This window comes from Cupriavidus consociatus (assembly GCF_017814975.1).
Lineage (GTDB): Bacteria > Pseudomonadota > Gammaproteobacteria > Burkholderiales > Burkholderiaceae > Cupriavidus > Cupriavidus consociatus.
Window position 1 is genome coordinate 35,117 of sequence record NZ_JAGIQA010000030.1, and the last position, 25,864, is coordinate 60,980.

25 protein-coding genes and 1 tRNA gene are annotated in these 25,864 nt (G+C 64.4%); all 26 read right to left on the bottom strand.

Annotation, left to right across the window (positions count from 1 at the left end):
* Positions 1 to 29 precede the first annotated feature (29 nt).
* The 26 genes from J8I82_RS30370 to rpsO all read right to left on the bottom strand — a co-directional run bounded on the left by J8I82_RS30370 (position 30) and on the right by rpsO (position 25,696).
* Entirely contained in the window at positions 30 to 473 is a 444-nt protein-coding gene (locus J8I82_RS30370) for a MaoC family dehydratase (RefSeq protein WP_029044754.1), read from the bottom strand.
* A gap of 353 nt (positions 474 to 826) precedes the next feature.
* Positions 827 to 1,945 carry an acyl-CoA dehydrogenase family protein gene (locus J8I82_RS30375; RefSeq protein WP_209763238.1) on the bottom strand — a complete coding sequence of 373 codons (1,119 nt, stop codon included), beginning with the start codon at positions 1,943 to 1,945 and terminating at the stop codon, positions 827 to 829.
* A 13-nt stretch (positions 1,946 to 1,958) separates the two neighbouring features.
* Positions 1,959 to 3,161, bottom strand: coding sequence for an acyl-CoA dehydrogenase family protein (locus J8I82_RS30380; RefSeq protein ID WP_133094174.1), 1,203 nt, complete (start codon positions 3,159 to 3,161; stop codon positions 1,959 to 1,961).
* A gap of 97 nt (positions 3,162 to 3,258) precedes the next feature.
* The gene (locus tag J8I82_RS30385; RefSeq protein ID WP_209763240.1) at positions 3,259 to 3,714 is read right to left on the bottom strand and encodes a DUF1178 family protein; all 456 of its coding nucleotides are present in this window, start codon (positions 3,712 to 3,714) and stop codon (positions 3,259 to 3,261) included.
* Between the two features lie 170 nt (positions 3,715 to 3,884).
* Positions 3,885 to 4,520 carry an NUDIX domain-containing protein gene (locus J8I82_RS30390; protein WP_209763242.1) on the bottom strand — a complete coding sequence of 212 codons (636 nt, stop codon included), beginning with the start codon at positions 4,518 to 4,520 and terminating at the stop codon, positions 3,885 to 3,887.
* Positions 4,521 to 4,563: 43 nt separating this feature from the next.
* Positions 4,564 to 4,872, bottom strand: coding sequence for a DUF2818 family protein (locus J8I82_RS30395; RefSeq protein ID WP_209763244.1), 309 nt, complete (start codon positions 4,870 to 4,872; stop codon positions 4,564 to 4,566).
* 13 nt (positions 4,873 to 4,885) lie between these two features.
* On the bottom strand, positions 4,886 to 6,361 hold the full coding sequence (gene nuoN / locus J8I82_RS30400) for an NADH-quinone oxidoreductase subunit NuoN (RefSeq protein WP_209763246.1): 1,476 nt from the start codon (positions 6,359 to 6,361) through the stop codon (positions 4,886 to 4,888).
* Between the two features lie 18 nt (positions 6,362 to 6,379).
* On the bottom strand, positions 6,380 to 7,846 hold the full coding sequence (locus J8I82_RS30405) for an NADH-quinone oxidoreductase subunit M (protein WP_209763248.1): 1,467 nt from the start codon (positions 7,844 to 7,846) through the stop codon (positions 6,380 to 6,382).
* Positions 7,847 to 7,873: 27 nt separating this feature from the next.
* Positions 7,874 to 9,961, bottom strand: coding sequence for an NADH-quinone oxidoreductase subunit L (nuoL, locus tag J8I82_RS30410; RefSeq protein WP_209763249.1), 2,088 nt, complete (start codon positions 9,959 to 9,961; stop codon positions 7,874 to 7,876).
* Positions 9,962 to 10,019: 58 nt separating this feature from the next.
* Entirely contained in the window at positions 10,020 to 10,325 is a 306-nt protein-coding gene (gene nuoK / locus J8I82_RS30415) for an NADH-quinone oxidoreductase subunit NuoK (protein ID WP_029044763.1), read from the bottom strand.
* Between the two features lie 16 nt (positions 10,326 to 10,341).
* Positions 10,342 to 10,986, bottom strand: coding sequence for an NADH-quinone oxidoreductase subunit J (locus tag J8I82_RS30420; protein WP_209763251.1), 645 nt, complete (start codon positions 10,984 to 10,986; stop codon positions 10,342 to 10,344).
* A 175-nt stretch (positions 10,987 to 11,161) separates the two neighbouring features.
* Complete coding sequence (gene nuoI / locus J8I82_RS30425; RefSeq protein WP_022534067.1) at positions 11,162 to 11,653, bottom strand: NADH-quinone oxidoreductase subunit NuoI; 492 nt, start codon at positions 11,651 to 11,653, stop codon at positions 11,162 to 11,164.
* Between the two features lie 71 nt (positions 11,654 to 11,724).
* On the bottom strand, positions 11,725 to 12,789 hold the full coding sequence (gene nuoH / locus J8I82_RS30430; RefSeq protein WP_209763254.1) for an NADH-quinone oxidoreductase subunit NuoH: 1,065 nt from the start codon (positions 12,787 to 12,789) through the stop codon (positions 11,725 to 11,727).
* 21 nt (positions 12,790 to 12,810) lie between these two features.
* On the bottom strand, positions 12,811 to 15,177 hold the full coding sequence (gene nuoG, locus J8I82_RS30435; RefSeq protein ID WP_209763256.1) for an NADH-quinone oxidoreductase subunit NuoG: 2,367 nt from the start codon (positions 15,175 to 15,177) through the stop codon (positions 12,811 to 12,813).
* A gap of 12 nt (positions 15,178 to 15,189) precedes the next feature.
* Positions 15,190 to 16,485, bottom strand: a complete 1,296-nt coding sequence (nuoF, locus tag J8I82_RS30440) for an NADH-quinone oxidoreductase subunit NuoF (protein WP_092314050.1) — start codon at positions 16,483 to 16,485, stop codon at positions 15,190 to 15,192.
* A gap of 1 nt (position 16,486) precedes the next feature.
* Positions 16,487 to 16,984: an NADH-quinone oxidoreductase subunit NuoE gene (gene nuoE / locus J8I82_RS30445; protein WP_029044768.1), complete on the bottom strand. Its 498-nt coding sequence runs from the start codon at positions 16,982 to 16,984 to the stop codon at positions 16,487 to 16,489.
* Between the two features lie 184 nt (positions 16,985 to 17,168).
* Positions 17,169 to 18,422 (bottom strand): NADH-quinone oxidoreductase subunit D, encoded by a 1,254-nt coding sequence (locus J8I82_RS30450; protein WP_209763258.1) that lies wholly within the window; start codon positions 18,420 to 18,422, stop codon positions 17,169 to 17,171.
* Positions 18,423 to 18,431: 9 nt separating this feature from the next.
* On the bottom strand, positions 18,432 to 19,031 hold the full coding sequence (locus J8I82_RS30455) for an NADH-quinone oxidoreductase subunit C (RefSeq protein WP_209763260.1): 600 nt from the start codon (positions 19,029 to 19,031) through the stop codon (positions 18,432 to 18,434).
* Between the two features lies 1 nt (position 19,032).
* Positions 19,033 to 19,515 carry a NuoB/complex I 20 kDa subunit family protein gene (locus tag J8I82_RS30460; RefSeq protein WP_011297145.1) on the bottom strand — a complete coding sequence of 161 codons (483 nt, stop codon included), beginning with the start codon at positions 19,513 to 19,515 and terminating at the stop codon, positions 19,033 to 19,035.
* Between the two features lie 6 nt (positions 19,516 to 19,521).
* The gene (locus J8I82_RS30465) at positions 19,522 to 19,881 is read right to left on the bottom strand and encodes an NADH-quinone oxidoreductase subunit A (protein ID WP_010809131.1); all 360 of its coding nucleotides are present in this window, start codon (positions 19,879 to 19,881) and stop codon (positions 19,522 to 19,524) included.
* Between the two features lie 166 nt (positions 19,882 to 20,047).
* Positions 20,048 to 20,132, bottom strand: a tRNA-Leu gene (locus J8I82_RS30470).
* A 186-nt stretch (positions 20,133 to 20,318) separates the two neighbouring features.
* Positions 20,319 to 20,693: a preprotein translocase subunit SecG gene (gene secG / locus J8I82_RS30475; protein WP_133094161.1), complete on the bottom strand. Its 375-nt coding sequence runs from the start codon at positions 20,691 to 20,693 to the stop codon at positions 20,319 to 20,321.
* 82 nt (positions 20,694 to 20,775) lie between these two features.
* Complete coding sequence (gene tpiA, locus J8I82_RS30480; RefSeq protein ID WP_209763262.1) at positions 20,776 to 21,513, bottom strand: triose-phosphate isomerase; 738 nt, start codon at positions 21,511 to 21,513, stop codon at positions 20,776 to 20,778.
* Between the two features lie 143 nt (positions 21,514 to 21,656).
* The gene (locus J8I82_RS30485) at positions 21,657 to 22,661 is read right to left on the bottom strand and encodes an NAD(P)H-quinone oxidoreductase (RefSeq protein ID WP_209763264.1); all 1,005 of its coding nucleotides are present in this window, start codon (positions 22,659 to 22,661) and stop codon (positions 21,657 to 21,659) included.
* A gap of 145 nt (positions 22,662 to 22,806) precedes the next feature.
* Positions 22,807 to 24,981, bottom strand: coding sequence for a polyribonucleotide nucleotidyltransferase (pnp, locus tag J8I82_RS30490; RefSeq protein WP_209763266.1), 2,175 nt, complete (start codon positions 24,979 to 24,981; stop codon positions 22,807 to 22,809).
* Positions 24,982 to 25,426: 445 nt separating this feature from the next.
* A complete protein-coding gene (gene rpsO, locus J8I82_RS30495) occupies positions 25,427 to 25,696 on the bottom strand; it encodes a 30S ribosomal protein S15 (protein WP_010809136.1) in 270 nt (89 codons plus the stop codon).
* Positions 25,697 to 25,864 lie beyond the last annotated feature (168 nt).

Sequence of the window (25,864 nt, forward strand, 5' to 3'; positions counted from 1 at the left end):
GTCTCCTCGATGGGTGTGTGGATGTGTCGTTATGCGGGGCGGCGGCCGTACATGCCCATGCCCTTGACGGTGCAGACCAGTTCGCCGCGCTGGTTGGTGGCTTCCCACTGGGTATGCACGATGCCGCGGTCCGGCTTCGATTGCGAGGGCCGAGTGTCCAGCACGTTGAGCACCACGGTCAGCGTGTCACCGGCATAGACCGGCTTGATCCAGCGGATCTCGTCCACGCCGGGCGAGCCCATGCTGGCCGACTTGCCGGTGGTGCTCAGCACCAGCAGGCGCATCATGATCGAGCACGTCATCCAGCCGCTCGAGATCAGCCCGCCGTAGATGCTGCTGGCGGCGGCTTCCTTGTCGATATGGAACGGCTGCGGGTCGTACTGGCGGGCAAAGGCGAGGAGCTCTTCCTCGGTGACGACGTAGGAGCCCAGTTCGCGGCGGCTGCCGACCTCAAAATCCTCGAAATACAGCATTGCTTGTCTCTCCGTAACTGTCAGCTTGGGATGGCCATGGCCTGTTCTGACGATGATCGCATGCATGCCAGGGGCGAGCGTCCGTATTTGCCGAACCCGCCCCTAACAGCGCGCAAAGAAAAACCGCGCCAAGGCCGAGGCCTATGGCGCGGTCAGGACGCGGTACGCAAGCCACCTCCACTGGTGAAGGCTCCCCTCTCCCGCGAAGTGGGAGAGGGGTGGGGGTGAGGGCCTGAGCATCAACGAAGCACAGCGCGTCGGTTTGCCAGCGCCTGCCCTCACCCCCTGCCCCTCTCCCGCAAGCGGGAGAGGGGAGCAAACCGGCGGAATGCATGGCTTCCCGGCAATTTGCGTCAGGCTGCTTCCTGGAACCCCGGCTGGGCAGCAAACCGGCCCAGGTGGTGATCCACGTCGCCAAACGTAGTGTTGATCAGCGTCAGGCGCTTGAACATGTGCGCGGCCGGCAGTTCGTTGGTCACGCCCATGCCGCCATGGATCTGCACCGCTTCCTGGCCGACCGTGCGCGCTGCCTGCCCCACGCGCGCCTTGGCGGCGGAGACGTAGCGGCGGCGCTCTTCCGGCGTTGCCTCTTCAAAGCGGGCCGCGGCCAGCAGCGTGATCGAGCGCGATTGCTCGGCATGGATGAACATCTCGACCATGCGGTGCTGCAGCGCCTGGAAGCGTGCGATCGGCTGGCCGAACTGCTGGCGCGTCTTGGCGTATTCCAGCGTGGCCGCGTTGAGCGTGTCCATCACGCCTACGGCCTCGGCGCACAGCAGCACCGCGGCATAGTCAGCCACCTGCTCGACCAGCGCGAAGCCCTTGCCGGCCTCGCCCAGCAGCTGCGCCGGCGCGTCCTGGAAGGTGATGTCGGCCGCGCGCAGGTTGTCGATGGTGCGATAGTCCTTGATGCTGACACCGGCGCCCTTGGCATCGACCAGGAACAGCGAGATGCCATCCTGGTCGGCATCGCCGCCGCTGCTGCGCGCCGACACGACCAGCTTGTCGGCCTGCGCGCCATGCAGCACCACGGTCTTTCGGCCGTTGAGCTTGCCGTCGCGGGCGCTGACGCGCACGTTGTTCAGTTCATAGCGCGCCTGCGGCTCGTTGAAGGCCACCGCCAGCTTCAGCTCGCCGCCGGCGACCTGCTCCAGCAGCGCGTCCTGGCCGCCGGCCAGGCCCAGTGCGTAGGCACCCACCACGGTGGCCAGGTACGGCTCCACCACCAGGCCGCGGCCCAGTTCCTGCTGCACCACCATCATGTCGAGCGCCTTGCCCGAGAAACCGCCCTGCGCTTCCGGCACCGGCAGTGCGGTCAGGCCAAGCTCGACCAGCGAGCCCCATGCGGATTCGCCGTAGCCGGCGGCACTTTCGTAGTTCTTCTTGCGATCCTCGAAGCCGTAGTCCTTCTCGACAAAACGGCGGACGGCGTCGGCCAGTTGCTTCTGTTCGTCGCTGAGATTGAAGTTCATGTTACGTGTCTCCTCACAGCCCCAGAATCATCTGGCTGATGATGTTCTTCTGAATTTCGTTGGACCCGCCGTAGATGGAGGTCTTGCGATAGTTGAAGTAGTACGCTGACAGCGGCGCGGCGTCGTCGTAGCCGGTCACCGCGTGCTCGGTCTCGCACTCCAGGTAGGCCGTGTCGAACGGCTGGGCGTACGGGCCGACAGCCTCGACCATCAGCTCGGTCAGCAGCTGCTGGATCTCGGTGCCCTTGATCTTGAGCATCGACGCCTCGGGACCGGGGCCCTTGCCGGCGGCTTCGCTCGACACCACGCGCAGCACGGTGATCTCCAGCGCCATCAGTTCGATTTCCAGCGCGGCCACCTTGGCACCGAACACCGGATCCTCCAGCAGCGGCTTGCCATTCTTCTGCTGCTGGCGCGCCACGCGCTTGAGGAAGCCCAGCTCGCGCTTGGAGTTGCCCACGCGCGCAATGCCGGTACGCTCATGGCCGAGCAGGTACTTGGCGTAGGTCCAGCCCTTGTTCTCTTCGCCGACGCGGTTCTCGACCGGCACCTTGACGTTGTCGAAGAAGACCTCGTTCACTTCATGCTCTTCGTCGAGCATGATGATCGGGCGCACGGTGATACCCGGAGTCTTCATGTCGATCAGCAGGAACGAGATGCCTTCCTGCTTCTTGGCTTCCGGGTCAGTGCGGACCAGGCAGAAGATCATGTCGGCGTGCTGGCCGAGCGTGGTCCAGGTCTTCTGGCCGTTGACGATGTAGTGCTTGCCGTCCGAGGTCAGCTCGGCGCGGGTCTTTACCGAAGCCAGGTCCGAACCCGAGCCCGGCTCGGAGTAGCCCTGGCACCACCAGTCGGTGCAGTCGAGGATGCGCGGCAGGTAGTACGACTTCTGCTGCTCGTTGCCGTACTTCATGATCACGGGCGCCACCATGGCCACGCCGAACGGCAGCACGCCGGGCGCGCCGACGCGGGCGTTCTCTTCGTCCCAGATGTGGCGCTGGGTGGCGTTCCAGCCGGTGCCGCCGAACTGGACGGGCCAGTGCGGCGCCGACCAGCCTTTGCCAGCAAGGATCTTGTGCCAGCGCACCAGGTCATCGCGGTTCGGACGGCGGTGGTTGAGAATCTTGCTGCGGATGTCCGCCGGCAAGTTGGCTTCGAGCCAGCTACGCACTTCCTCGCGGAAGGCGTTGTCGGACGCCGAGTAGTTGAGATCCATGCCCGTCTCCATGATGGTGCCGGCATCGTCTCAGGCTGCCGGCGGTTTGTTCTGCCTTGCGCGTCATGCGCCGACAGCAACGGGCACAGGACGCAATTCAGTGAGCCGTCTGCTTCAGCGCATCCGGCACGATAAGCGGGAAAGTCTCGATGCCCTCCTCGGCCAGCGCCTGCACTTCCTCCGGCGAAGCCGAGCCGCGGATCCCGCGCTCCGGCGCTTCGTCGTAGTGCATGCGCCTTGCCTCCTCGGCAAAGCGGTCGCCAACGTCCTCGGTCTGTGCCAGCACCTGCTTCACTGCCTTCGTGTACAGCGCCTGCAGTGTCGCCGGTGCGGCGGCGGTTGCCGCTGGCTGCGCCGGCCTGGCTGAGGCCTTCGGCGCGTTCGCGCCTGACAGGTTCAGGCGCGGCGCGCTGGGCAGCCGGGTTACGGCGTGGTCGCCACAGACCGGGCATTGGACGAGGTCGCGCGCGATTTGCGACTGCGCTTCTTCCTCCGAGGCAAACCAGCCCTCGAAACGATGGTCATGCGCGCAGCGCAGGTCGAGCACCTTCATGATCTTTCCAGCCCGTCAAAAGCTATATTATCCGCGAATCGAAATTTTGTGAACGGTCGTGCTAAATTTTTTCGAACGACCGTTCGTAGAACGAACATGCAGTTTTCGGCACCTGCATTGCCCGCCCCACAACCAGCTTAACGCAGTGCGCGCCCCGCTGCCGGCGAGACTCAGCGCGGCAGCGCCTGCTCGCCCGGCTGCCACGCGCCGGAAATGACTTTCTCCAGCCAGAAAGCGCCGATGATGGTCTTCACATCGCTGATGCGGCCGCTGCGCACCCAGTCGATCACCTGCCCCACCGGCGTGATGAACGTCTCCAGGAACTCGCCGTCGTCCAGCTGCGCCTCGCCGTGCGTCAGGTCGCGCGCCAGGAAAATATCGATGAATTCGGTCGAGTAAGAGATGACCGGGTGGATGCGCGTCAGGTAGTCCCAGCGCCGGGCCGTATAGCCGGTCTCTTCCTGCAGCTCGCGCTCGCCGCAGCGTTGCGCGCCCTCTTGCGGGTCGAGCTTGCCGGCCGGGAATTCCAGCATGACTTCGCCGACCGGATAGCGGAACTGCCTTTCCATCAATACGGTGCCGTCGTCGAACAACGGGATCATCATCACCGCGCCCGGATGTACGATGTATTCGCGCCCGGTCTGCTTGCCATCGGGCAGGCGGACGATGTCTTGCTTCAGCGTGAGGAACTTGCCGCGATGGACCGTGGCCGAGGCGACGCAGACTTCCTTCAGTGCGTCGTCGTTCGCGGTGTGGCCGGCGGGATCGGCGAGAGAGTGGGTGCCGCGTTGGATCTTGTCGGTCATGGACGCTCCGGATCAGGCAGGCCCGGCGCCGACAAGACCGGCTTCAGGCCGTGCGGTGTTTGACGAGGTATTGCCAGGTGAAGCCCGGGAAGGCGAACACCAGCATCATGCAGGCGGTGATGGCGTAGAACTGCCAGCCCTGCGGGAAGGCATTGCCGAGGCTGGCCTCGACCGCGAAACCGGCGGCACCGGCCACCGTGTACCAGACGATCAGCTCCAGCAGGCGCAGCCACAGCGGCTTGCGCGCCCACCGGAGCGGAATCGCCATGAACAGGCGCTGGTTCACAAACGGCAGGTTCGCACTGACGAGTGCCAGCAGGATGACAAACCAGCCGCTTGCGGATGCGCTCATGGAAGTTGGCGGATCAGGAGCCCAGGGTCGAGCGGATGGCCTGGTAGCACAGGTTCATCAGCGCTGCCGGGAAAAAGCCCAGCACGATCACGGCGGCGCCGTTCAGCGTCAGCATCGAGCGCAGGCCGGCGGTCGCTTCCAGCTGCTCTTCGCCAGCCGGCTCATCGAAGTACATCAGCTTGACGATGCGCAGGTAGTAGAAGGCGCCGATCAGCGAGAACATCACCGCGACCACGGCCAGCCAGCTCATGCCGGCCTTGACCACCGCATCCAGCACCGCCAGCTTGGCGTAGAAGCCCACGGTCGGCGGGATGCCGGCCAGCGAGAACATCATCACCAGCATCAGGAAGGCGAACCAAGGATTGCGGCGCGACATGCCCTTCAGGTCTTCCAGCGTCTCCGCCTCGAAGCCCTTGTTGGTGCGCAGCAGGATGATGCCGAAGGTGCCCAGCGTGGTCAGCAGGTAGGTCACCGAGTAGAACATCGACGCGCTGTACGCATCGGCGGCGCCATCAGCCTTGTTGGCTACCACGCCGGACAGCATGCCCAGCAGCACGAAGCCCATGTGCGAGATGGTCGAATACGCCAGCATCCGCTTCAGGTTGGACTGGACGATGGCGGTCAGGTTGCCGATCGCCAGCGACACGATCGACAGCACCACCAGCATCATCTGCCAGTCATTGGCCAGCGGCAGCAGGCCTTCCACCAGCACGCGGATGATCAGCGCGAACGCGGCAACCTTCGGGCCGCCCGCGATCAGCAGCGTCACGGCGGTCGGCGAACCCTGGTAGATGTCCGGAATCCACATGTGGAACGGCGCGGCACCCAGCTTGAACGACAGGCCGGCGACGATGAACACCACGCCGAACGCCAGCATCGTGGTGTTGACGCGGCCCGACTCGACCACGCGGAACACCTCGCCCAGGTTCAGCGAACCGGTGGCGCCGTACATCATCGAGATGCCGTACAGCAGGAAGCCCGAAGCCAGCGCGCCCAGCACGAAGTACTTCATCGCCGATTCAGACGTCACGCGCGACTCGCGGCGCAGCGCCACCAGCGCATAGGACGACAGCGACAGCAGTTCCAGGCCCAGGTACAGGGTCAGGAAGTTGTTGCCGGTGATCATCACGATCTGGCCGCCCAGCGTGAACAGCGCCAGCATGTAGAACTCGCCGGCGAACATGTCGCGATCGGCCAGGTAGCTGCGCGTATAGACCAGCGTGATGAACAGGCCGGCCGCGCAGAACGCGGACAGCACGTTGGCCATCGGGTCGATCACCACCAGGTTGGAGAACGCATAGTGCGTTTCGCCGGCAGCGGCATTCATGCCGAACCAGACGGTCAGCACCGCCGTGGTCAGCAGCGACAGCGGATAGGCCACGCTCTGCTTGCCCTTGCCCCGGGCCAGGTCGATCCAGTTGATCGCGGCGATGGCGATCGCCAGGAAGATAATCGGCGCCACGGGGGCGAGTGTCGAGGACGGTTGCATGTTGATATCTCTCCCCGATTACAGCTTCGACTGCGCCGCGTGCTGCAGCAGGTTGACCACGGACGGGTGCATCACGTCGGTAAAGGGCTTCGGGTGCAGGCCCATGTACAGCGTCATGATGGCCAGCAGGCCGAGCATGACGAACTCACGCTTGTTCAGGTCGACCAGCTCGTGCACGTGCTGGTGCACGACGTCGCCGAAGATCACGCGCTTGACCATCCACAGCGAGTAGGCGGCGCCGAAGATCAGGGCGGTGGCGGCCAGCAGGCCGATCCAGAAGTCGAACTTGACCGCGCCCAGGATCACCATGAATTCGCCAACGAATCCCGAGGTGGCAGGCAGGCCGCAGTTGGCCATCGCGAAGAACACCACCAGTGCCGCGAACTTCGGCATGGTGTTCACCACGCCACCGTAGTCGGCAATCTGGCGCGAGTGCACGCGGTCATACAGCACGCCGATACACAGGAACATGGCGCCCGAGATAAAGCCGTGCGAGATCATCTGCACAATGCCGCCCTCGATGCCGATGTCGCTGAAGATGAAGAAGCCCAGCGTGACGAAGCCCATGTGGGCGATCGACGAGTATGCCACCAGCTTCTTCATGTCGGCCTGCACCAGCGCGACCAGGCCGATGTAGATGACGGCGATCAGCGAGATCGTGATGATGAACGGAGCCAGGTAGTGGCTCGCGTCGGGCGCGATCGGCAGCGAGAACCGCAGGAAACCGTAGGCGCCCAGCTTCAGCATGATGGCGGCCAGCACCACCGAACCGCCGGTCGGCGCTTCCACGTGGGCATCGGGCAGCCAGGTGTGCACCGGCCACATCGGCACCTTGACCGAGAAGGCGGCGAAGAAGGCAATGAACAGCGCAATCTGCTCGTTCATCGACAGCTTGGCCTGGTGCCATTCCAGGATCTGGAAGGTGCCGGTCTTGTTGTACAGGTACAGCAGCGCAACCAGCGTCAGCAGCGAGCCCAGCAGCGTATAGAGGAAGAACTTGAAGGCCGCGTAGACGCGGTTCGCGCCGCCCCAGACGCCGATGATGATGTACATCGGGATCAGCGTGGCCTCGAAGAACACGTAGAACAGCATGCCGTCGAGCGCGCAGAACACGCCGACCATCAGGCCGGACAGGATCAGGAACGAGGCCATGTACTCGGCCACGCGCTCGGTGATCACTTCCCAGGCCGAGATCACTACGATCACCGTGATGAAGGCGGTCAGCACTACGAACCACATCGAGATGCCGTCGACGCCCAGCAGGTACTGGATGTTGAAGCGCTGGATCCAGTCCGCCTTCTCGACGAACTGCATCGCCGCGGTGGCGCGGTCAAAGTGGAACACCAGCGGCAACGTGACGACGAAGCTGACGATCGAGCCGAACAGCGACATCCACCGCACAAAGCCCGGGCTGCGGTCCGAGCCGAAGGCCAGGATCAGCAGGCCGAAAAAGACAGGCAGCCAGATTGAGAAAGACAGAACCATTTCTATGTTTTCCTTACTTGGTGCCTATCACTTGGTGCCGATCACACCGGTGACCGTCAGCGTCAGCAGCACCAGCATGCCGACGATCATCGCAAATGCGTAGTGGTAGATATAGCCCGACTGCAGGTAGCGGCTGGCCGAAGCAAACGAAGCCACCACGCGCGCCGCGCCGTTGACGAACAGGCCGTCGATCAGGCTCTGGTCGCCGCCCTTCCACAGGCCGGTACCGAGCAGGCGTGCGCCACGGGCGAACACGGCCTGGTTGATGGCGTCCATGTAGTACTTGTTGTCCAGCAGCTTGTACAGGCCCGAGAAGCGGTTCGCGATAGCCTCGGGGATATCCGGGCGCTTCATGTAGAAGAACCACGACAGCACGACACCCGCAACGGCCAGCCACAGCACGGGCGTGGTCAGGGAGTGAATCGCCATCGGCACCCAGCCGTGGAAGGCTTCCTTCAGCTCGGCCATGGCGTGGTGGTTCTCGCCGACGAAGATCACGTCCTTGAAGGCGATGCCCATCTTGAAGAAGTTGCCGAACAGCATCGGCTCGATCGCGATGGCGCCGATGATCACCGAGGGGATCGCCAGCAGCACCAGCGGCAGCGTCACCACCCACGGCGACTCGTGCGGCTTCTCGCCGGCGGCCAGGCCATGGTGATGGTCGTGCGAGACTTCCTCGTCCTCGTGGTCGCCCTCATGGTGCTGGTGCGCATGGTTCTGGCCCCAGCGCTCCTTGCCGTGGAAGACCAGGAAGTACATGCGGAACGAGTAGAACGCGGTCACGAACACACCGGCCAGCACGGCGAAGTAGGCAAAGCCGGAACCGGCGATGTGCGACTCGGCCACGGCCTCGATGATCGAGTCCTTGGAATAGAAGCCCGCGAAGAACGGCGTGCCGATCAGCGCCAGCGAACCCACCAGCGACGTGATCCAGGTGATCGGCATGTACTTGCGCAGGCCGCCCATGTTGCGGATGTCCTGGTCGTGGTGCATGCCGATGATGACCGAGCCCGCGCCCAGGAACAGCAGCGCCTTGAAGAAGGCGTGCGTCATCAGGTGGAACACGGCCACCGAGTAGGCCGATGCGCCCAGCGCCACGGTCATGTAGCCCAGCTGCGACAGCGTCGAGTACGCGACCACGCGCTTGATGTCGTTCTGGATGATGCCCAGGAAGCCCATGAACAGCGCGGTGATGGCGCCGATCACCAGCACGAACGACAGCGCGGCATCCGACAGCTCGAACAGCGGCGACATGCGCGCGACCATGAAGATGCCGGCGGTCACCATCGTTGCCGCGTGGATCAGTGCGGAAATCGGGGTCGGGCCTTCCATCGAGTCAGGCAGCCAGACGTGCAGCGGGAACTGCGCCGACTTGCCCATCGCGCCGATGAACAGGCAGATGCACGCGACAGTGATCATCATCCAGTCTGTGCCCGGGAAAACCACGGTAGCCAGCTGGTCGCGCGCAGCGAATACTTCGGTGTAGTTCATGCTGCCGCTGTAGGCCAGCAGCAGGCCGATGCCCAGGATAAAGCCGAAGTCACCGACGCGGTTGACCAGGAACGCCTTCAGGTTGGCGAAGATCGCGGTCGGGCGCGTGTACCAGAAGCCGATCAGCAGGTACGACACCAGGCCCACCGCTTCCCAGCCGAAGAACAGCTGCAGGAAGTTGTTGCTCATCACCAGCATCAGCATCGAGAAGGTGAAAAGCGAGATGTAGGCAAAGAAGCGGTTGTAGCCGGGATCCCCGTCCATGTAGCCGACGGTGTAGATATGCACCATCAGCGAGACGAAGGTCACCACGACCATCATCATCGCCGTCAGCGAGTCGACCAGGAAGCCGACCTCCATCTTCAGGCTGCCAATGGCCATCCACTCGTACACGGTGCCGTTGTAGCCGGCGCCGTTCATCACGTCGAGCAGCACCATCACCGACAGCACGCAGGCAATGGCCACGCCCAGGATGGTCGAGGTGTGGGCCACGGTCCGGCCGCCGCGCGACTCCGAGGAAAACAGGCCAAAGAACTTGGTACCGAACAGGCCGGCGATCGCGGAGCCGACTAGCGGCGCCAGCGGAATCGCGAGCAGCAGGTTGGGGTTGAGCGTGGTTGCCATAGGACGCTTATTGGTGTGCGGTCGGTGAGTCTGGGTTATCTGCGTAGTGCGGCACGGATCAGTACTTCAGGGTGTCCATGTCGTCCACGTTGATCGTATCCAGGTTGCGGAACAGCACGACCAGGATTGCCAGACCGATTGCCGACTCGGCGGCGGCCACCGTAAGGATGAAGAAAACGAAAACCTGACCAGCCAGGTCGCCCAAGTAATGCGAGAAGGCGACGAAGTTGATGTTCACCGCAAGCAGCATCAGTTCGATCGCCATCAGCAGCACGATCACGTTCTTGCGGTTCAGGAAGATGCCGACGATGCTGATCGCAAACAGGATCGCACCGAGCACGAGGAAGTGGGCGAGAGAGAGCACAGCGTTTCTCCGGGCTTTAGTTCTTATTGGCGGCAGCCGCGGCTTCCGTCTGCGGGTTCTGGACTTCGGCCTGCATCGGCACCAGGCGCACGCGCTCGTCGCGGCGGGTGCGCAGCTGCGCCGACACGTCCTGGGCCTTGGTGTCCTTGCGGCGGCGCAGGGTCAGCGCCACGGCGGCGATGATGGCCACCAGCAGGATGATGCCGGCCACTTCGAAGGCGTAGATGTAGTCGGTGTAGATCAGCTTGCCGAGCGCGCCGGTATTCGTGTAGCCCGGCTCGTGCGACCCACTGGCGGCGACCGGCGTGGTGGTGCCGATGAAGTTGCGCACCAGCACGATCGCCATCTCGGCAATGATCAGCGCACCCACCACCGAGGCCATCGGCACGTAGGTCCAGAAGTCGCGGCGCAGGTGCTCGATATCGATATCGATCATCATCACCACGAACAGGAACAGCACCATCACCGCGCCGACATAGACCAGCACCAGCAGGATGGCGAGGAATTCCGCCTTGAGCAGCATCCAGATCGCGGCTGCCGTGAAGAACGACAGCACGAGGAACAGTGCGGAATGCACCGGGTTCTTCGCAGTGATGACTTTCAGTGCGGAGAGCACCAGCACCAGCGCAAAGACATAGAAGATGGTGGTCGTGAGTTCCATGGTTCCTATCGGATCCTCTCAGGGCCGTCCGGCACAAGCCTTCCCCTTCGGGTGGCCCGCTCCTGCGGCATCCTTGCTTTGGCCCCTCATGTTGAAGGGACCGTATTCAAATTCGGTGGCAGAAGCAGCCAGGTCTGATACTGGTGGCCGCCCTGCCGTTTGGCGCATGCGCCGGTCAGCGATACTTGGCGTCGGCAGCCTTGGCCGCCGCGATCTGCGGCTCGTAGCGGTCGCCCACTGCCAGCAGCATGTCCTTGGTGAAGTACAGGTCGCCGCGCTTCTCGCCGTGGTACTCCAGGATCTGCGTTTCCACGATGGCGTCGACCGGGCAGGCCTCTTCGCAGAAACCGCAGAAGATGCACTTGGTCAGGTCGATGTCGTAGCGGGTGGTACGGCGCGTGCCGTCGTTGCGCACGTCCGACTCGATGGTGATGGCCAGCGCCGGGCACACCGCTTCGCACAGCTTGCAGGCAATGCAGCGCTCTTCGCCGTTCGGATAACGGCGCAGCGCGTGCAGGCCACGGAAGCGCGGCGAGATCGGCGTTTTCTCTTCCGGGAACTGGACGGTGACCTTGCGCGCGAAGAGATAGCGGCCGGTCAGCGCCATGCCCTTGAAGAGTTCCTTCAGGAGCAGGCTGTTGAAGAAGTCCTTGATGGCGAGCAGCATGACGATTGCTTCCTAGTATTTCCACGCGGTGCGCACTGCGGCATTGCAACGACGCACCGTCGTCTGGCTGTTCAGTGCCAGATGTTCCACGGCGACTTGATCCAGATCGCCACGATGATCAGCCATGCCACGGTCAGCGGAATGAACACCTTCCAGCCCAGGCGCATGATCTGGTCATAGCGGTAGCGCGGGAACGAGGCACGGATCCAGATAAAGACCGACAACAGCAGGAAAACCTTGATCAGCAGCCAGAAGAAGCCGGGGACCGCGTTGGTGATCACGCTCGAGAACGGAGGCGCCCAGCCGCCGAGGAACATCAGCGCGGTCATCGCCGAGATGATGATCATGTTGATGTACTCGGCCAGGAAGAACAGCGCGAAGCCCATGCCCGAATACTCGATCATGTGGCCGGCCACGATTTCCGACTCGCCTTCCACCACGTCGAACGGGTGGCGGTTGGTTTCGGCCACGCCCGAGATGAAGTAGACGCCGAACATCGGCAGCAGCGGCAGCCAGTTCCACGACAGGATGTTGATGCCCATGTCGGCGAAGTAGCCGGTGTTCTGGCCGTTGACGATGGCCGACAGGTTCAGGCTGCCGGCAACCATCAGCACCGTCACCAGCGCGAAGCCCATGGCGATTTCATACGACACCATCTGTGCCGCGGCACGCATGGCGCCGATGAAGGCGTACTTGGAGTTCGAGGCCCAGCCGGCCAGGATCACGCCGTACACGCCAACCGAGCTGATCGCCATCACGTACAGCAGGCCGGCGTTGACGTCCGCCATCACCACTTCGGCCTGGAACGGAATCACGGCCCAGACCGCGACGGCAGGCATCAGCACCATCAGCGGCGCGATCAGGTACATGCCGCGGCTGACCTGCGTCGGCATCATGACTTCCTTGAGCAGCAGCTTCAGCACGTCGGCGATCGGCTGCAGCAGGCCGAGCGGGCCGACGCGGTTCGGGCCCAGGCGCACGTGCATCCAGCCGATCAGCTTGCGCTCCCACAGGATCAGGTAAGCCACGCACAGCAGCAGGGGCACCACGATCAGCACGGCGCGGATCAGGATCCACAGCGGCGTCCAGTACGCGCCCAGCACGCCCTGCCCTTGCGAGGTAATCCAGTCAATCATGTCTTCTTCTCGCTCTTGTTCTTACGCCGTGGCCACGGCGCCGGCCTTGGCCGGTGCCAGGTCGATGGCCTTCTCTACGGTGACCGTGCCGAACATGCCGCCCAGGCCCACGGCCGCCGGCGTTGCCGCCGGCACGCGCACGGTGTTGGCCGGCAGCGTGGCTTCGAGCACGGCCGGCAGCACCACGCTGCCCTGCCCTTGCGTGACGCGGACCGGGTCGCCCGACTGGATGCCCAGGCGGGCAAACAGGTCGGCCGGCAGCGCGATCTGCATGGCGCGGCGCGCGGCCGCGGTCAGCTGCAGCGAGTCGGCGCGGCGCACGATCGGGTCGGCGTGGTAGATAGGCACGTCGGCGATGCGTTCGATGCCGTTGGCGGCAGCGGCGGCAACGCGGATCGGCGCATCGGTGGCGTTGTCCAGCTGGGCCTCGACCGGGGCCGACAGCGCTTCGGCACGGACCGACTCGGCGGTCTCGTAGTCGAAGCCGGCGACATCCAGCAGGTTGCCCAGCACGCGCAGCACCTTCCAGCCCGGGCGCGACTCGCCCAGTGCGCGCACCACGCCGTTGAAGCTCTGTGCCTTGCCTTCGCAGTTGACAAAGGTGCCGGAGGTTTCCGTGAACGGCGCAACCGGCAGGATCACGTCGGCGTACTGCATGGCCGCTTCCGAACGGAACGGCGACAGCACCACCACCGTGTTGGCCTGCGACAGCGCGGCCAGGGCCTTGCCCGGATCGGCGGTGTCGAATTCCGGCTCGGTGTTCAGCAGGATGTAGGCCTTGCGCGGCGCGTCCAGCATCGCCTGCGCATTGGCGCCGCCCTGCTTCGGCAGCGCGCCGGCGATGTAGCCGCCGACGGTGTTGGCGGCTTCGGTCAGGAAGCCCAGCGTCGCGCCGGTCTCGGTGGCGATCCACTGTGCCAGCGCGTGCAGCGCCGAGAACTGCGGATGACGCACCGCCTCGTTACCGAGGAACACGGCACGGCGTTCGCCCTGCAGCAGCGCTTCTGCCACCTTGGCGGCGGCGTCGCCACCATCGAAGCCATCGGTGCCGGCCGGGGCCGCGACGCCCTTGGCGGCGGCAACGGCACGGGCCACGCCGGCCAGTGCGGCGGTCCAGCCGGACGGCGCCACGTCGATGCGGGTCGCCGGCATCAGCAGGTCTTCACCGCCGGCACCCAGCACGGCCACGCGGGCGCCCTTCTTGGTCGCCTGGCGCAGGCGCGAGGCCAGCAGCGGATGATCCTTGCGCAGCGACGAGCCGATCACCAGCACGCGTTGCAGCGCGGTGACGTCGGCCACCGGCAGGCCGAGCCACGGCGCGCCCTTCAGCGCGGCCGAGAAGTCGGACTGGCGCAGGCGGAAGTCGACGTTGTCGCTGCCCAGGCCACGCACCAGCTTGCCCAGCAGGAACAGTTCTTCCAGCGTGCTGTGCGGGCTGGCCAGCGCGGCGATCTGGTCGGCGCCGTGCTCGCGCTTGATGCCGGCAAGGCCATTGGCCACGTATTCGAGCGCGGTCTGCCAGTCGGTTTCCATCCACTCGCCGCCCTGCTTGAGCAGCGGGCGGGTCAGGCGGTCGGCACTGTTCAGGCCTTCATACGAGAAGCGGTCCTTGTCGGAGATCCAGCACTCGTTGATGTCTTCGTTTTCCAGCGGCAGCACGCGCATCACGCGCTGGTTCTTGGTCTGCACCACCAGGTTCGCGCCCAGGCCGTCGTGCGGCGACACCGACTTGCGGCGGGCCAGTTCCCAGGTACGGGCCGAGTAGCGGAACGGCTTGCTGGTCAGCGCGCCGACCGGGCACAGGTCGATCATGTTGCCCGACAGTTCCGAGTCAACGGTCTTGCCGACGAAGGTCGTGATTTCCGAATGCTCGCCGCGGTTGAGCATGCCCAGCTCCATCACGCCGGCCACTTCCTGGCCGAAGCGCACGCAACGGGTGCAGTGGATGCAGCGGGTCATCTCCTCCATGGAGATCAGCGGGCCCACGTTCTTGTGGAACACCACGCGCTTCTCTTCCTTGTAGCGCGACTCCGAGGCACCGTAGCCCACGGCCAGGTCCTGCAGCTGGCACTCGCCGCCCTGATCGCAGATCGGGCAATCCAGCGGGTGGTTGATCAGCAGGAATTCCATCACCGACTTCTGCGCCTTGACTGCCTTCTCCGAATTGGTGAAGACCTTCATGCCGGGGGTCACCGGCGTGGCGCAGGCAGGCAGCGCCTTCGGGGCCTTCTCGACCTCGACCAGGCACATGCGGCAGTTGGCCGCGATGGACAGTTTGCGGTGGTAGCAGAAGTGCGGGATGTAGGTGCCCAGCTTGCGGGCCGCTTCCATCACCAGGCTGCCCTCAGCAACCTCAACCTTCTTGCCGTCGATCTCTAGTTCAACCATGTTCTGCCACGCTTAGATGTAGGCCGGAACCATGCACTGCTTGTGTTCGACGTGATATTCGAACTCTTTCCAGTAGTGCTTGAGCATGCCGCGGACCGGCATCGCCGCGGCATCGCCGAGCGCGCAGATGGTGCGGCCCATGATGTTTTCCGCGACGTTGTTGAGCAGGTCCAGGTCTTCCTGGCGCCCTTCTCCGTGTTCGATGCGATTGACCATGCGGTAGAGCCAGCCGGTGCCTTCGCGGCACGGCGTGCACTGGCCGCACGATTCCTCAAAATAGAAGTACGACAGGCGCAGCAGCGAGCGGACCATGCAGCGCGTCTCGTCCATCACGATCACCGCGCCCGAGCCCAGCATCGAGCCGGCCTTGGCGATCGAGTCGTAGTCCATGTCGGACGCCATCATCAGGTCGCCCGGCACCACCGGCGCGGACGAACCACCCGGGATCACCGCCTTGATGCGCTTGCCGCCGCGCATGCCGCCGGCGAGTTCCAGCAGCTTGGCGAACGGCGTGCCCAGCGGGATCTCGTAGTTGCCGGGACGCTCGACGTCGCCCGAGACCGAGAAGATCTTGGTGCCGCCGTTGTTCGGCTTGCCCAGCTTCAGGTAGTTCTCGGGACCGACGGCCAGCAGGAACGGCACCGCGGCGAAGGTCTCGGTGTTGTTGATGGTGGTCGGCTTGCCATACAGGCCGAAACTGGCCGGGAACGGCGGCTTGAAGCGCGGCTGGCCCTTCTTGCCTTCCAGCGATTCCAGCAGCGCGGTTTCCTCGCCGCAGATGTAGGCGCCGTAGCCGTGGTGGGCGTGCAGCTGGAAGCTGAAGCCCGAGCCCAGGATGTTGTCGCCCAGGAAGCCGGCAGCACGCGCTTCTTCGAGGGCTTCCTCGAAGATCTTGTACTCGTTCCAGATCTCGCCGTGGATGTAGTTGTAGCCCACGGTGATGCCCATCGCATACGCGCCGATGGCCATGCCCTCGATCAGCGAATGCGGGTTGTAGCGGATGATGTCGCGGTCCTTGAACGTGCCAGGCTCGCCTTCATCCGTGTTGCAGACCAGGTATTTCTGACCCGGGAACGTGCGCGGCATGAAGCTCCACTTCAGCCCGGTCGGGAAACCCGCGCCGCCACGGCCACGCAGGCCCGAGGCCTTGACGTCGGCGATCACCTGCTCGGGCGGGATCTTCTCGGTCAGGATGCGCTTCAGTTGCTGGTAGCCGCCCCGCTTGACGTAGTCTTCCAGGTGCCAATTCTTGCCGTCCAGGCCGGCCAGGATCAGCGGCTGGATATGGCGGTCGTGCAGACTGGTCATGTTACTTGCCCCCCTTGGCGGCTTCGCTCTTGAGCTCGTCGACAAGCGCGTCGAGCTTGTCGTCGCTCATGAAGCTGCACATGCGGGTGTTGTTGACGATCATCACCGGCGCGTCGCCGCAAGCGCCCATGCACTCGCCCTCTTTCAGGGTGAAGCAGCCGTCAGCGGTGGTCTCGTTGTAGTCGATCCCGAGCTTGCGCTTCAGGTACTCGCCAGCCCGCTCGCCGCCCGACAGGGCGCACGGCAGGTTGGTGCAGACGGCGAGCTTGAATTTGCCCACCGGCTTGGTGTCGTACATGTTGTAGAAGGTCGCCACCTCTTCCACCCACACGGGCGGCATCTCGAGGTAGTTGGCGACGAACTGCATGACTTCGGGGGAAACCCAGCCCACCTCGCCCTGTGCCACGGCAAGCGCCGCCATCACGGCCGACTGCTTCTGGTCGGCCGGATACTTCGCGATCGCGCGATCGATTTCCTTGAGAGCTTCTGCTGATAGCATGGTCATTGCAGTAAAACGGCGGAGGCAGCGCCACTGGGCGTCCATCCGCAGGTTTGCAGCCGTCGCTGCCGTTCCGCCGGCTGGCCTTAGGCCTTGCCGGTCCGCCGCGGGTCTTCCGGGCCGCTCCGCTCGGCGGAGCTCCCCGGAAAGCGCCCGGATCGTCGTCCGGGCCGGCGGTCCGTGATTAGCGGTCGATCTCGCCGAAGACGATGTCTTGCGTGCCGATGATCGTTACCGCGTCAGCAATCATGTGCCCCTTGGCCATTTCGTCGAGCGCGGCCAGGTGCGGGAAGCCAGGCGCACGAATCTTCAGGCGGTACGGCTTGTTCGCGCCGTCCGAGATCGCATAGATGCCAAACTCGCCCTTCGGGTGTTCCACCGCTGCGTACGCTTCGCCTTCGGGCACGTGGATGCCTTCAGTGAACAGCTTGAAGTGGTGGATCAGTTCTTCCATGTTGGACTTCATGTCCACGCGGGAGGGCGGCGCCACCTTGTGGTTATCGGTGATCACCGGGCCCGGGTTGCGGCGCAGCCACTCGATGCACTGCTTGATGATGCGGTTGGACTGGCGCATCTCTTCCACGCGCACCAGGTAGCGCGCGTAGCAGTCGCCACCCACGCCCACCGGCACGTCGAAGTCCATCTTGTCGTACACCTCGTACGGCTGCTTCTTGCGCAGGTCCCACTCGATGCCCGAGCCGCGCAGCATCGGGCCGGTAAAGCCCATCTGCATTGCACGTTCCGGGCTGACCACGCCGATGTCCACCAGGCGCTGCTTCCAGATCCGGTTGTCGGTCAGCAGCGTCTCGTACTCGTCGACGTACTTCGGGAAGCGGTTGGTGAAGTCCTCGATGAAGTCCAGCAGCGAGCCCGAACGCGCTTCGTTCATCGCCTTGATGGCGCGCTCGTTGTGGATCTTCGAGGCACGATATTGCGGCATCGTGTCAGGCAGGTCGCGGTAGACGCCGCCCGGACGATAGTAGGCCGCGTGCATGCGCGCGCCCGATACCGCCTCGTACATGTCGAACAGGTCTTCGCGCTCGCGGAAGGCGTACAGGAACACCGCCATCGCGCCCACGTCGAGTGCATGCGCGCCGATCCACATCAGGTGGTTCATGATGCGGGTGATCTCGTCGAACATCACGCGGATGTACTGCGCGCGGACCGGGACTTCCAGTTCCAGCAGGCGCTCGATCGCCATCACGTAGGCGTGCTCGTTGGACATCATCGACACATAGTCGAGACGGTCCATGTAGGGCACGCTCTGGATCCAGGACTTCTGTTCGGCCAGCTTCTCGGTGGCACGATGCAGCAGGCCGATATGCGGGTCGGCGCGCTGGATGACTTCGCCGTCCAGCTCGAGCACCAGGCGCAGCACGCCGTGCGCGGCCGGGTGCTGCGGGCCGAAGTTCAGGGTGTAATTCTTGATGTCTGCCATGGCGCGTTCTCAGTGCTCCAAACCGCCGTACTTGTCCTCGCGGATCACGCGCGGCGTGATTTCGCGCGGCTCGATCGTGACCGGCTGGTAGATGACCCGCTTCTGTTCGGGGTCGTAGCGCATCTCGACATAGCCGGAGACCGGGAAATCCTTGCGGAACGGATGGCCGACGAAACCGTAGTCGGTCAGGATGCGGCGCAGGTCCGGGTGGCCGTCAAACACGATGCCGTAGAAATCGAAGGCTTCGCGCTCGAACCAGTTCACCGAGTTCCACACGTCGATCAGGCTGGCCACCACCGGGAAATCGTCATCCGGGGCGAACACGCGCAGGCGCAGGCGCCAGTTGTGGGTGATCGACAGCAGGTGCGAGACGGCGGCAAAGCGCGGGCCGTCCCAGGCGCCGTCGCCGAAGTCGGAATAGTCCACGCCGCACAGGTCGATCAGCTGCTCGAAACGCAGCGAGGGATCGTCGCGCAGGATGCGAGCGGCTTCCAGGTAGTCGTCGGCCTTGACGATCAGCGTCAGTTCGCCGGTCGCCTCGATCAGTTTCTGCACGCGCTTGCCGAGAGCCTTCTCGAGCGCGGCCTTCAGGATGTCGAGCTTCGCCATTTCAGCCCTTGCGCGCGATGGTGTTGGTACGCTTGATCTTGTTCTGCAGCTGGATCACGCCGTAGATCAGCGCCTCGGCCGTCGGCGGGCAGCCCGGCACGTAGATATCCACCGGCACGATCCGGTCGCAGCCACGCACCACCGAGTACGAATAGTGGTAGTAGCCGCCGCCGTTGGCGCACGAGCCCATCGAGATCACCCAGCGCGGTTCGGCCATCTGGTCGTAGACCTTGCGCAGCGCGGGGGCCATCTTGTTGCACAGCGTGCCGGCCACGATCATCACGTCCGACTGGCGCGGCGACGGGCGGAACACCACACCGAAGCGGTCCAGGTCATAGCGCGCGGCGCCGGCATGCATCATTTCCACGGCACAGCAGGCCAGGCCGAAGGTCATCGGCCACAGCGACCCGGTGCGGGTCCAATTGATCAGCTTGTCAGCGGTAGTCGTGACAAAGCCTTCGTTGAGAACGCCTTCGATTGCCATTTCACATCACTCCCAATCGAGCGCGCCCTTTTTCCAGATGTAGACGAAGCCCACGATGAATTCCAGCAGAAACACGCCCATGGCGATGAAACCCGGCCAGCCGATATCCCTCAGGGCAACACCCCACGGAAACAGGAAGGCGGTTTCGAGATCGAACAGGATAAACAGGATGGCGATGAGGTAGTAGCGCACGTCGAACTTCATGCGCGCATCCTCGAACGCTTCGAAGCCGCACTCGTACGGAGACAGCTTCGCGGGATCGGGCTTGTTCGGACCGAGGATCCGACCAATCGACATCAGTGCCACGCCGAGCACGACACCGAAGATGATGAAGATGAGAACGGGGAAGTAGGCTTCGAGATTCAAGGTACGGCCAGCCTTATCTGGAATGTTGTCAACAGCACCAGCTGAAGCGGCGTCCTGTTGCCCACCCCAGGCGCTAAGCCACGAGAATCATGGCGCGCCGCCTTGCGGACTGCCGGAGTCCCATGCGCGGGTGCATTGCCCGGCCAGGGACTCCGATCAAGTTGTTTGGTGCCGACGGCGAGACTCGAACTCGCACAGCTTTCGCCACTACCCCCTCAAGATAGCGTGTCTACCAATTTCACCACGTCGGCTGGGGGAGAAACATATTGCCTGGCGCCGGGTTTTCAGGCCCTTCAGGACTCTCGCTGGGCGTTTCGCCTTCGCTTAAGCCCCATCGCTGGGGAATCGTTTCAAGCCTTGCATTTTAACCTAAATTTCTTGCTTTGTTCAACGCACAACTGCAAAAAAACTCAGGAATCCGCCGCAAGGCAATCGGATTATTTCGGTACAGCAGGACCTGCGGGCGCCGAAGCGTCAGCAGCGGCGGCCGGGGCAGCGGCCGGAGCCGATGCGCCCGCCGTGGCCGGCGCCGAGGCCGGGGCGGCACCCATCACGCCCAGCGATGCAGCGGGCTTGTAGTTGCCCAGCAGCGTCAGCGCCAGCGTGCACACGAAGAACAGCGTGGCCAGCACCGCAGTGGTACGCGACAGGAAGTTTGCCGAGCCGGTGGCACCGAACAGGCTGCCCGAGGCGCCCGAACCGAATGCCGCGCCCACATCGGCGCCCTTGCCATGCTGGATCAGCACCAGGCCAATCACGCCCAGGGCCGACAGCACCTGCAACACCACCAACAAAGTCTTGAAGATTGCCATTTGATTTAAATAAGCGTTACTTGCCTGGTTACTTCCTGATCGAAACGAACGGACCGAACGGTACGATCGGAACGGCCGGCATTCAGGCGTTGCCGATCGCGAGAAAATCTTCCGACTTCAGCGAGGCGCCGCCAATCAGCCCCCCGTCGATATCGGCCATGGAAAACAGTTCGGCCGCATTGTCCGGCTTGACGCTGCCGCCGTACAGGATGGCCATGCGCTCGGCCACGCCGGCGTCGCGCGCCGTCACCTTGCTGCGCAGGAAAGCGTGCACGGCTTGCGCCTGGGCGCTGGTCGCGGTCTTGCCGGTACCGATCGCCCAGACCGGCTCGTAGGCCAGCACCACGCGGCTCAACTGCTCTACCGACAGCGCGTCCAGCACTGCCTGTAGCTGGCGGCCGACGACGGCCTCGGTCTGATCGGCCTCGCGCTCGGCCAGCGTTTCGCCGACGCAGACCACCGGGACAATACCGAATTCCAGAGCACGCAGCGCCTTGGCGGCAACGACCTGGTCGGTTTCGCCATGGTAAGTGCGGCGCTCCGAGTGGCCGACCAGCGCATAAGTGCAACCGAACTCACCCAGCATCGAGGCCGCAACCTCGCCGGTGAAAGCACCACGCGCCTCCGCCGACACATCCTGCGCACCCCAGGCCACTTGCGAGCCGTTCAGCACCGCCTGGCATTGTGCAAGATAGGGGAACGGCGCGCACACCGCCAGCGACGCACGCGCCACGCCGGCCTTGATTCCCTCCAGCAGCGCCGCGTTCGCAGCCAGGCTGCCATGCATCTTCCAATTGCCGATGACGAGCTTTTGTCTCACGTGGTGCCCCTCCAAAATCAAACCCGCTATTGTAGCGTGTGCCAGGGGCGGGACGCTACCGCCGCCCGACAACGGCAGGCGGCGGCACTTTGTTGCGCCGCTTCCGTGCCGGCATCTTCATGCGCCAGCACGGAAGCGCGGCATCACCAGGTGAGCACGATCTTGCCGATATGCTCGCTCGACTCCATCAGGCGGTGCGCGTCAGCGGCCTGCGCGGCCGGGAAGACCTGGTGGATCACCGGCTTGATCTTGCCCGCCGCCAGCAGCGGCCAGACCTGCTCGTGCAGCGCCGCGGCGATCTTGCCCTTGAACGAGGCCGGGCGCGGACGCAGCGTCGAGCCGGTCACGGTGATGCGGCGTCGCAGGATATCGCCCAGCGGGATCTCGGCCTTGGCGCCGCCCAGCAGCGCGATGATGACGATGCGGCCGTCGTCGGCGATGCACTTCAGCTCGCGCGCCAGGTACGGGCCGGCAACCATGTCGAGGATCACGTCGACGCCCTTTCCGGCGGTCAGCGCCGCGACCTCGGCAACGAAGTCCTGCGTCTTGTAGTTGATCGCGCGATCGGCGCCCAGGTCCTCGCAAGCCTTGCACTTTTCATCGGTGCCGGCGGTGACGAACACCTTGAAGCCCAGCGCCTTGGCGATCTGGATCGCGGTGGTGCCAATGCCGCTGGAACCGCCCTGGATCAGCAGCGCTTCGTCCTTGCCACGCGGGCCCTGGCCCAGGTAGCCACGGTCGAACACATTGCTCCACACCGTGAAGAAGGTTTCCGGCAGCGCGGCAGCTTCGATATCGCTGAGGCCGTCAGGCGCCGGCAATACCTGCGCCAGCGGCGCGGTACACAGTTGCGCGTAGCCGCCGCCCTGCACCAGCGCGCAGACGCGGTCTCCCACCTTGAGGCCGAAGCGGTTGTCGGCATGCGACAGGTCGCCGCCGACCACCACGCCCGCCACTTCCAGGCCAGGCAGGTCCGACGCACCCGGCGGCACCGGATAGTTGCCGGTGCGCTGGAATACGTCCGGGCGATTCACGCCGGCGGCCGCCACGCGGATCAGCACCTCGCCCGCGGCGGGCACCGGATCGGGCCGCTCGGTCAGCTGGAGGACTTCAGGGGCGCCGTATTCGCGGATCTCGATGGCTTGCATGCTTCTTTGCTCCTTGTCTTTGCTCGGTGTGAGCCTTGGCTCGATGGGTTGCCGCAGTGTAAACAAAAAAACGGCCGGGCATCGCCCGGCCGTTTTTCCGCGGCGCCGCCTTGCGGCGGCCCCATTGGGACAGTCACTTGCCCGCTTACTGCTGCTGCTCCGAACCGCCGGCCGGTGCCGCCGGGGCAGCGCCTTCGCCAGCGTTGATCGGGCTGATGCTGCCGCCCTCTTCGGCCAGCGCGGCCTTCAGCGACAGGCGCAGACGGCCCTTCTCGTCGGCCTGGATCAGCTTGACGCGGACCTGCTGGCCTTCCTTCAGCCAGTCCTTGATATCCTTCACACGCTCGTTGACGATTTCCGAGATGTGCAGCAGGCCATCCTTGCCCGGCAGGATGTTGACGATAGCGCCGAAGTCCAGCAGCTTCAGCACGGTGCCGTTGTAGATCTTGCCCACTTCGGCTTCCGCGGTGATGCCCTCGATGCGGCGCTTGGCTTCGGCCATGCCTTCGGTCGAGGTCGAGGCGATGGTGATGGTGCCGTCTTCCTGGATGTCGATGGTGGTGCCGGTTTCCTTGGTCAGCGCCTGGATGGTCGAACCGCCCTTGCCGATCACTTCGCGGATCTTGTCCGGATGGATCTTCATGGTGATCATGCGCGGGGCGTGCTCCGACAGCTCGGTGCGGGCGTGGCCCATCGCTTCCTGCATGTTCGACAGGATGTGCAGGCGGCCTTCCTTGGCCTGCGCCAGCGCAACCTGCATGATCTCCTTGGTGATGCCCTGGACCTTGATGTCCATCTGCAGCGCGGTGATGCCGTTGTCGGTACCCGCCACCTTGAAGTCCATGTCGCCCAGGTGATCTTCATCGCCCAGGATGTCGGTCAGCACGGCGAACTTGTTGCCTTCCAGGATCAGGCCCATGGCCACGCCGGCCACGTGCGCCTTGACCGGAACGCCGGCGTCCATCAGTGCCAGGCAGCCGCCGCAGACCGAAGCCATCGACGACGAGCCGTTGGATTCGGTGATCTCCGAAACCAGGCGGATGGTGTAGGCGAATTCATCGTCCTTCGGCAGCACCGGGATCAGTGCGCGCTTGGCCAGGCGGCCATGGCCGATTTCGCGGCGCTTCGGGCTGCCCACGCGGCCGGTTTCACCGGTGGCGAACGGGGGCATGTTGTAATGGAGCATGAAGCGGTCGCGGTACTCGCCGGCCAGCGCATCGATGATCTGCTCGTCGCTCTTGGTGCCCAGCGTGGCCACCACCAGCGCCTGCGTCTCGCCGCGGGTGAACAGCGCCGAGCCGTGCGCGCGCGGCAGCACCGACGAACGGATCTCGATCGGGCGCACGGTGCGGGTGTCGCGGCCGTCGATGCGCGGCTCGCCGTTCAGGATCTGGCCGCGGACGATCTTGGCTTCCAGGTCGAACATGATGTTGCCGACTTCCACCTTGTCGGCTTCCACGCCGGCTTCGGCCAGCGCAGCGGCCACGTTGGCCGACACTTCCTTCAGCTTCTGGCTGCGGGCCGACTTCTGGCGCAGCTGGTAGGCTTCCTGCAGCAGCGGCAGCGCCACTTCGGTGACCTTGGCGATCAGCGGCTCGTTCTTGGCGGCTGCGGTCCAGTCCCACTCGGGCTTGCCGCCTTCGCGCACCAGTTCATGGATGGCGTTGATGGCGGTCTGCATCTGCTCGTGGCCATAGACCACGGCGCCCAGCATCACGTCTTCCGACAGCTGGTTGGCTTCCGATTCGACCATCAGCACGGCGCGCTCGGTACCGGCGACCACCAGGTCCAGGTCCGAGGTGGCGATCTGCGCACGGGTCGGATTCAGCAGGTACTGGCCGTCCTTGTAGCCCACGCGTGCGGCGCCCACCGGGCCGCTGAACGGAATGCCCGACACGGCCAGCGCGGCCGACGCACCGATCAGCGCGGGGATGTCCGCCGGCACTTCAGGGTTCAGCGACACCACGTGCACCACCACCTGCACTTCGTTGTAGAAGCCTTCCGGGAACAGCGGACGCAGCGGGCGATCGATCAGGCGCGAGGTCAGGGTCTCGTTTTCCGACGGACGGCCTTCACGCTTGAAGAAGCCGCCGGGGATCTTGCCGGCCGCGTAGGTCTTCTCGATGTAGTCGACGGTCAGCGGGAAGAAGTCCTGGCCCGGCTTCGGGTTCTTGGCGGCGACCACGGTCGCCAGCACCACAGTGTCTTCCACATCGACCAGCACGGCGCCGCCAGCCTGGCGGGCGATTTCGCCGGTTTCCATGCGGACCGTGTGCTGGCCCCACTGGAATTCCTTGACGACCTTGTTGAACATGGACATGTGCATTCCTTGTCTTGCGTGCACGCCGCAATCGTTGCGCAGCGTGCCACGCCTGCGTTCTCAGCCGCAGGCTAACTGCCGGAGACAGCTGCAGTCGCAGGGAAGTGCTATGCCATTCCAGCGCGGCACTGTTGCCGATGCCGTGCTGGAATGACACAAAGCCCTGTTTCCTTGGCCGATCCGGATACTAAACCCAGAAAAAAGAACAACTTACTCCGTTGCGCGCCTTGCCGCAACGGGGTTCCGGCGAATCCAGATCCTCGCCGGAAGCAGTGAAGCGAAAATCACTCCAACAACCTGCAGCATTACCGGCCGGGGGCAGAATCGCCTGGCCAGAAATGCAAAATGCCTGCCCCAGCAATGCTGAAGCAGGCATCCAGGCCTCACGCGAAACCGTGCAACCCCAGGAATCGCGCTGCCATCGTACGCAACCTCTTGCGCAAGCTTACTTGCGCAGGCCCAGCTTTTCGATCAGGGCGCGGTAGCGGTCGGCGTCGTTGGACTTGAGGTAGTCCAGCAGGCGGCGGCGGCGGCTCACCATGCGCAGCAGGCCGCGGCGGCTGTGGTGATCCTTCATGTTGGCCTTGAAGTGCGGGGTCAGTTCGTTGATGCGGGTGGTCAGCAGGGCCACTTGCACTTCGGGGCTGCCGGTGTCGTTGGCGCCACGGGCGAACTGCTTGATGACTTCGGACTTGTTGATATCGGCGACTGCCATGATGATTTCCTTTCACTTGCGACCGCCACAGCGCGGGATGCGCCGCATGCGTCGTGTCACGGATTTGCCGCCATCCGGCCAGCGGCCAGGCGACGACAGCCGCGCATTATAGCCGAAAAGGCGCGCGAGGAGAATCGGAGCCCCCGCGCGGCCTTCCGGCGCCCAGGG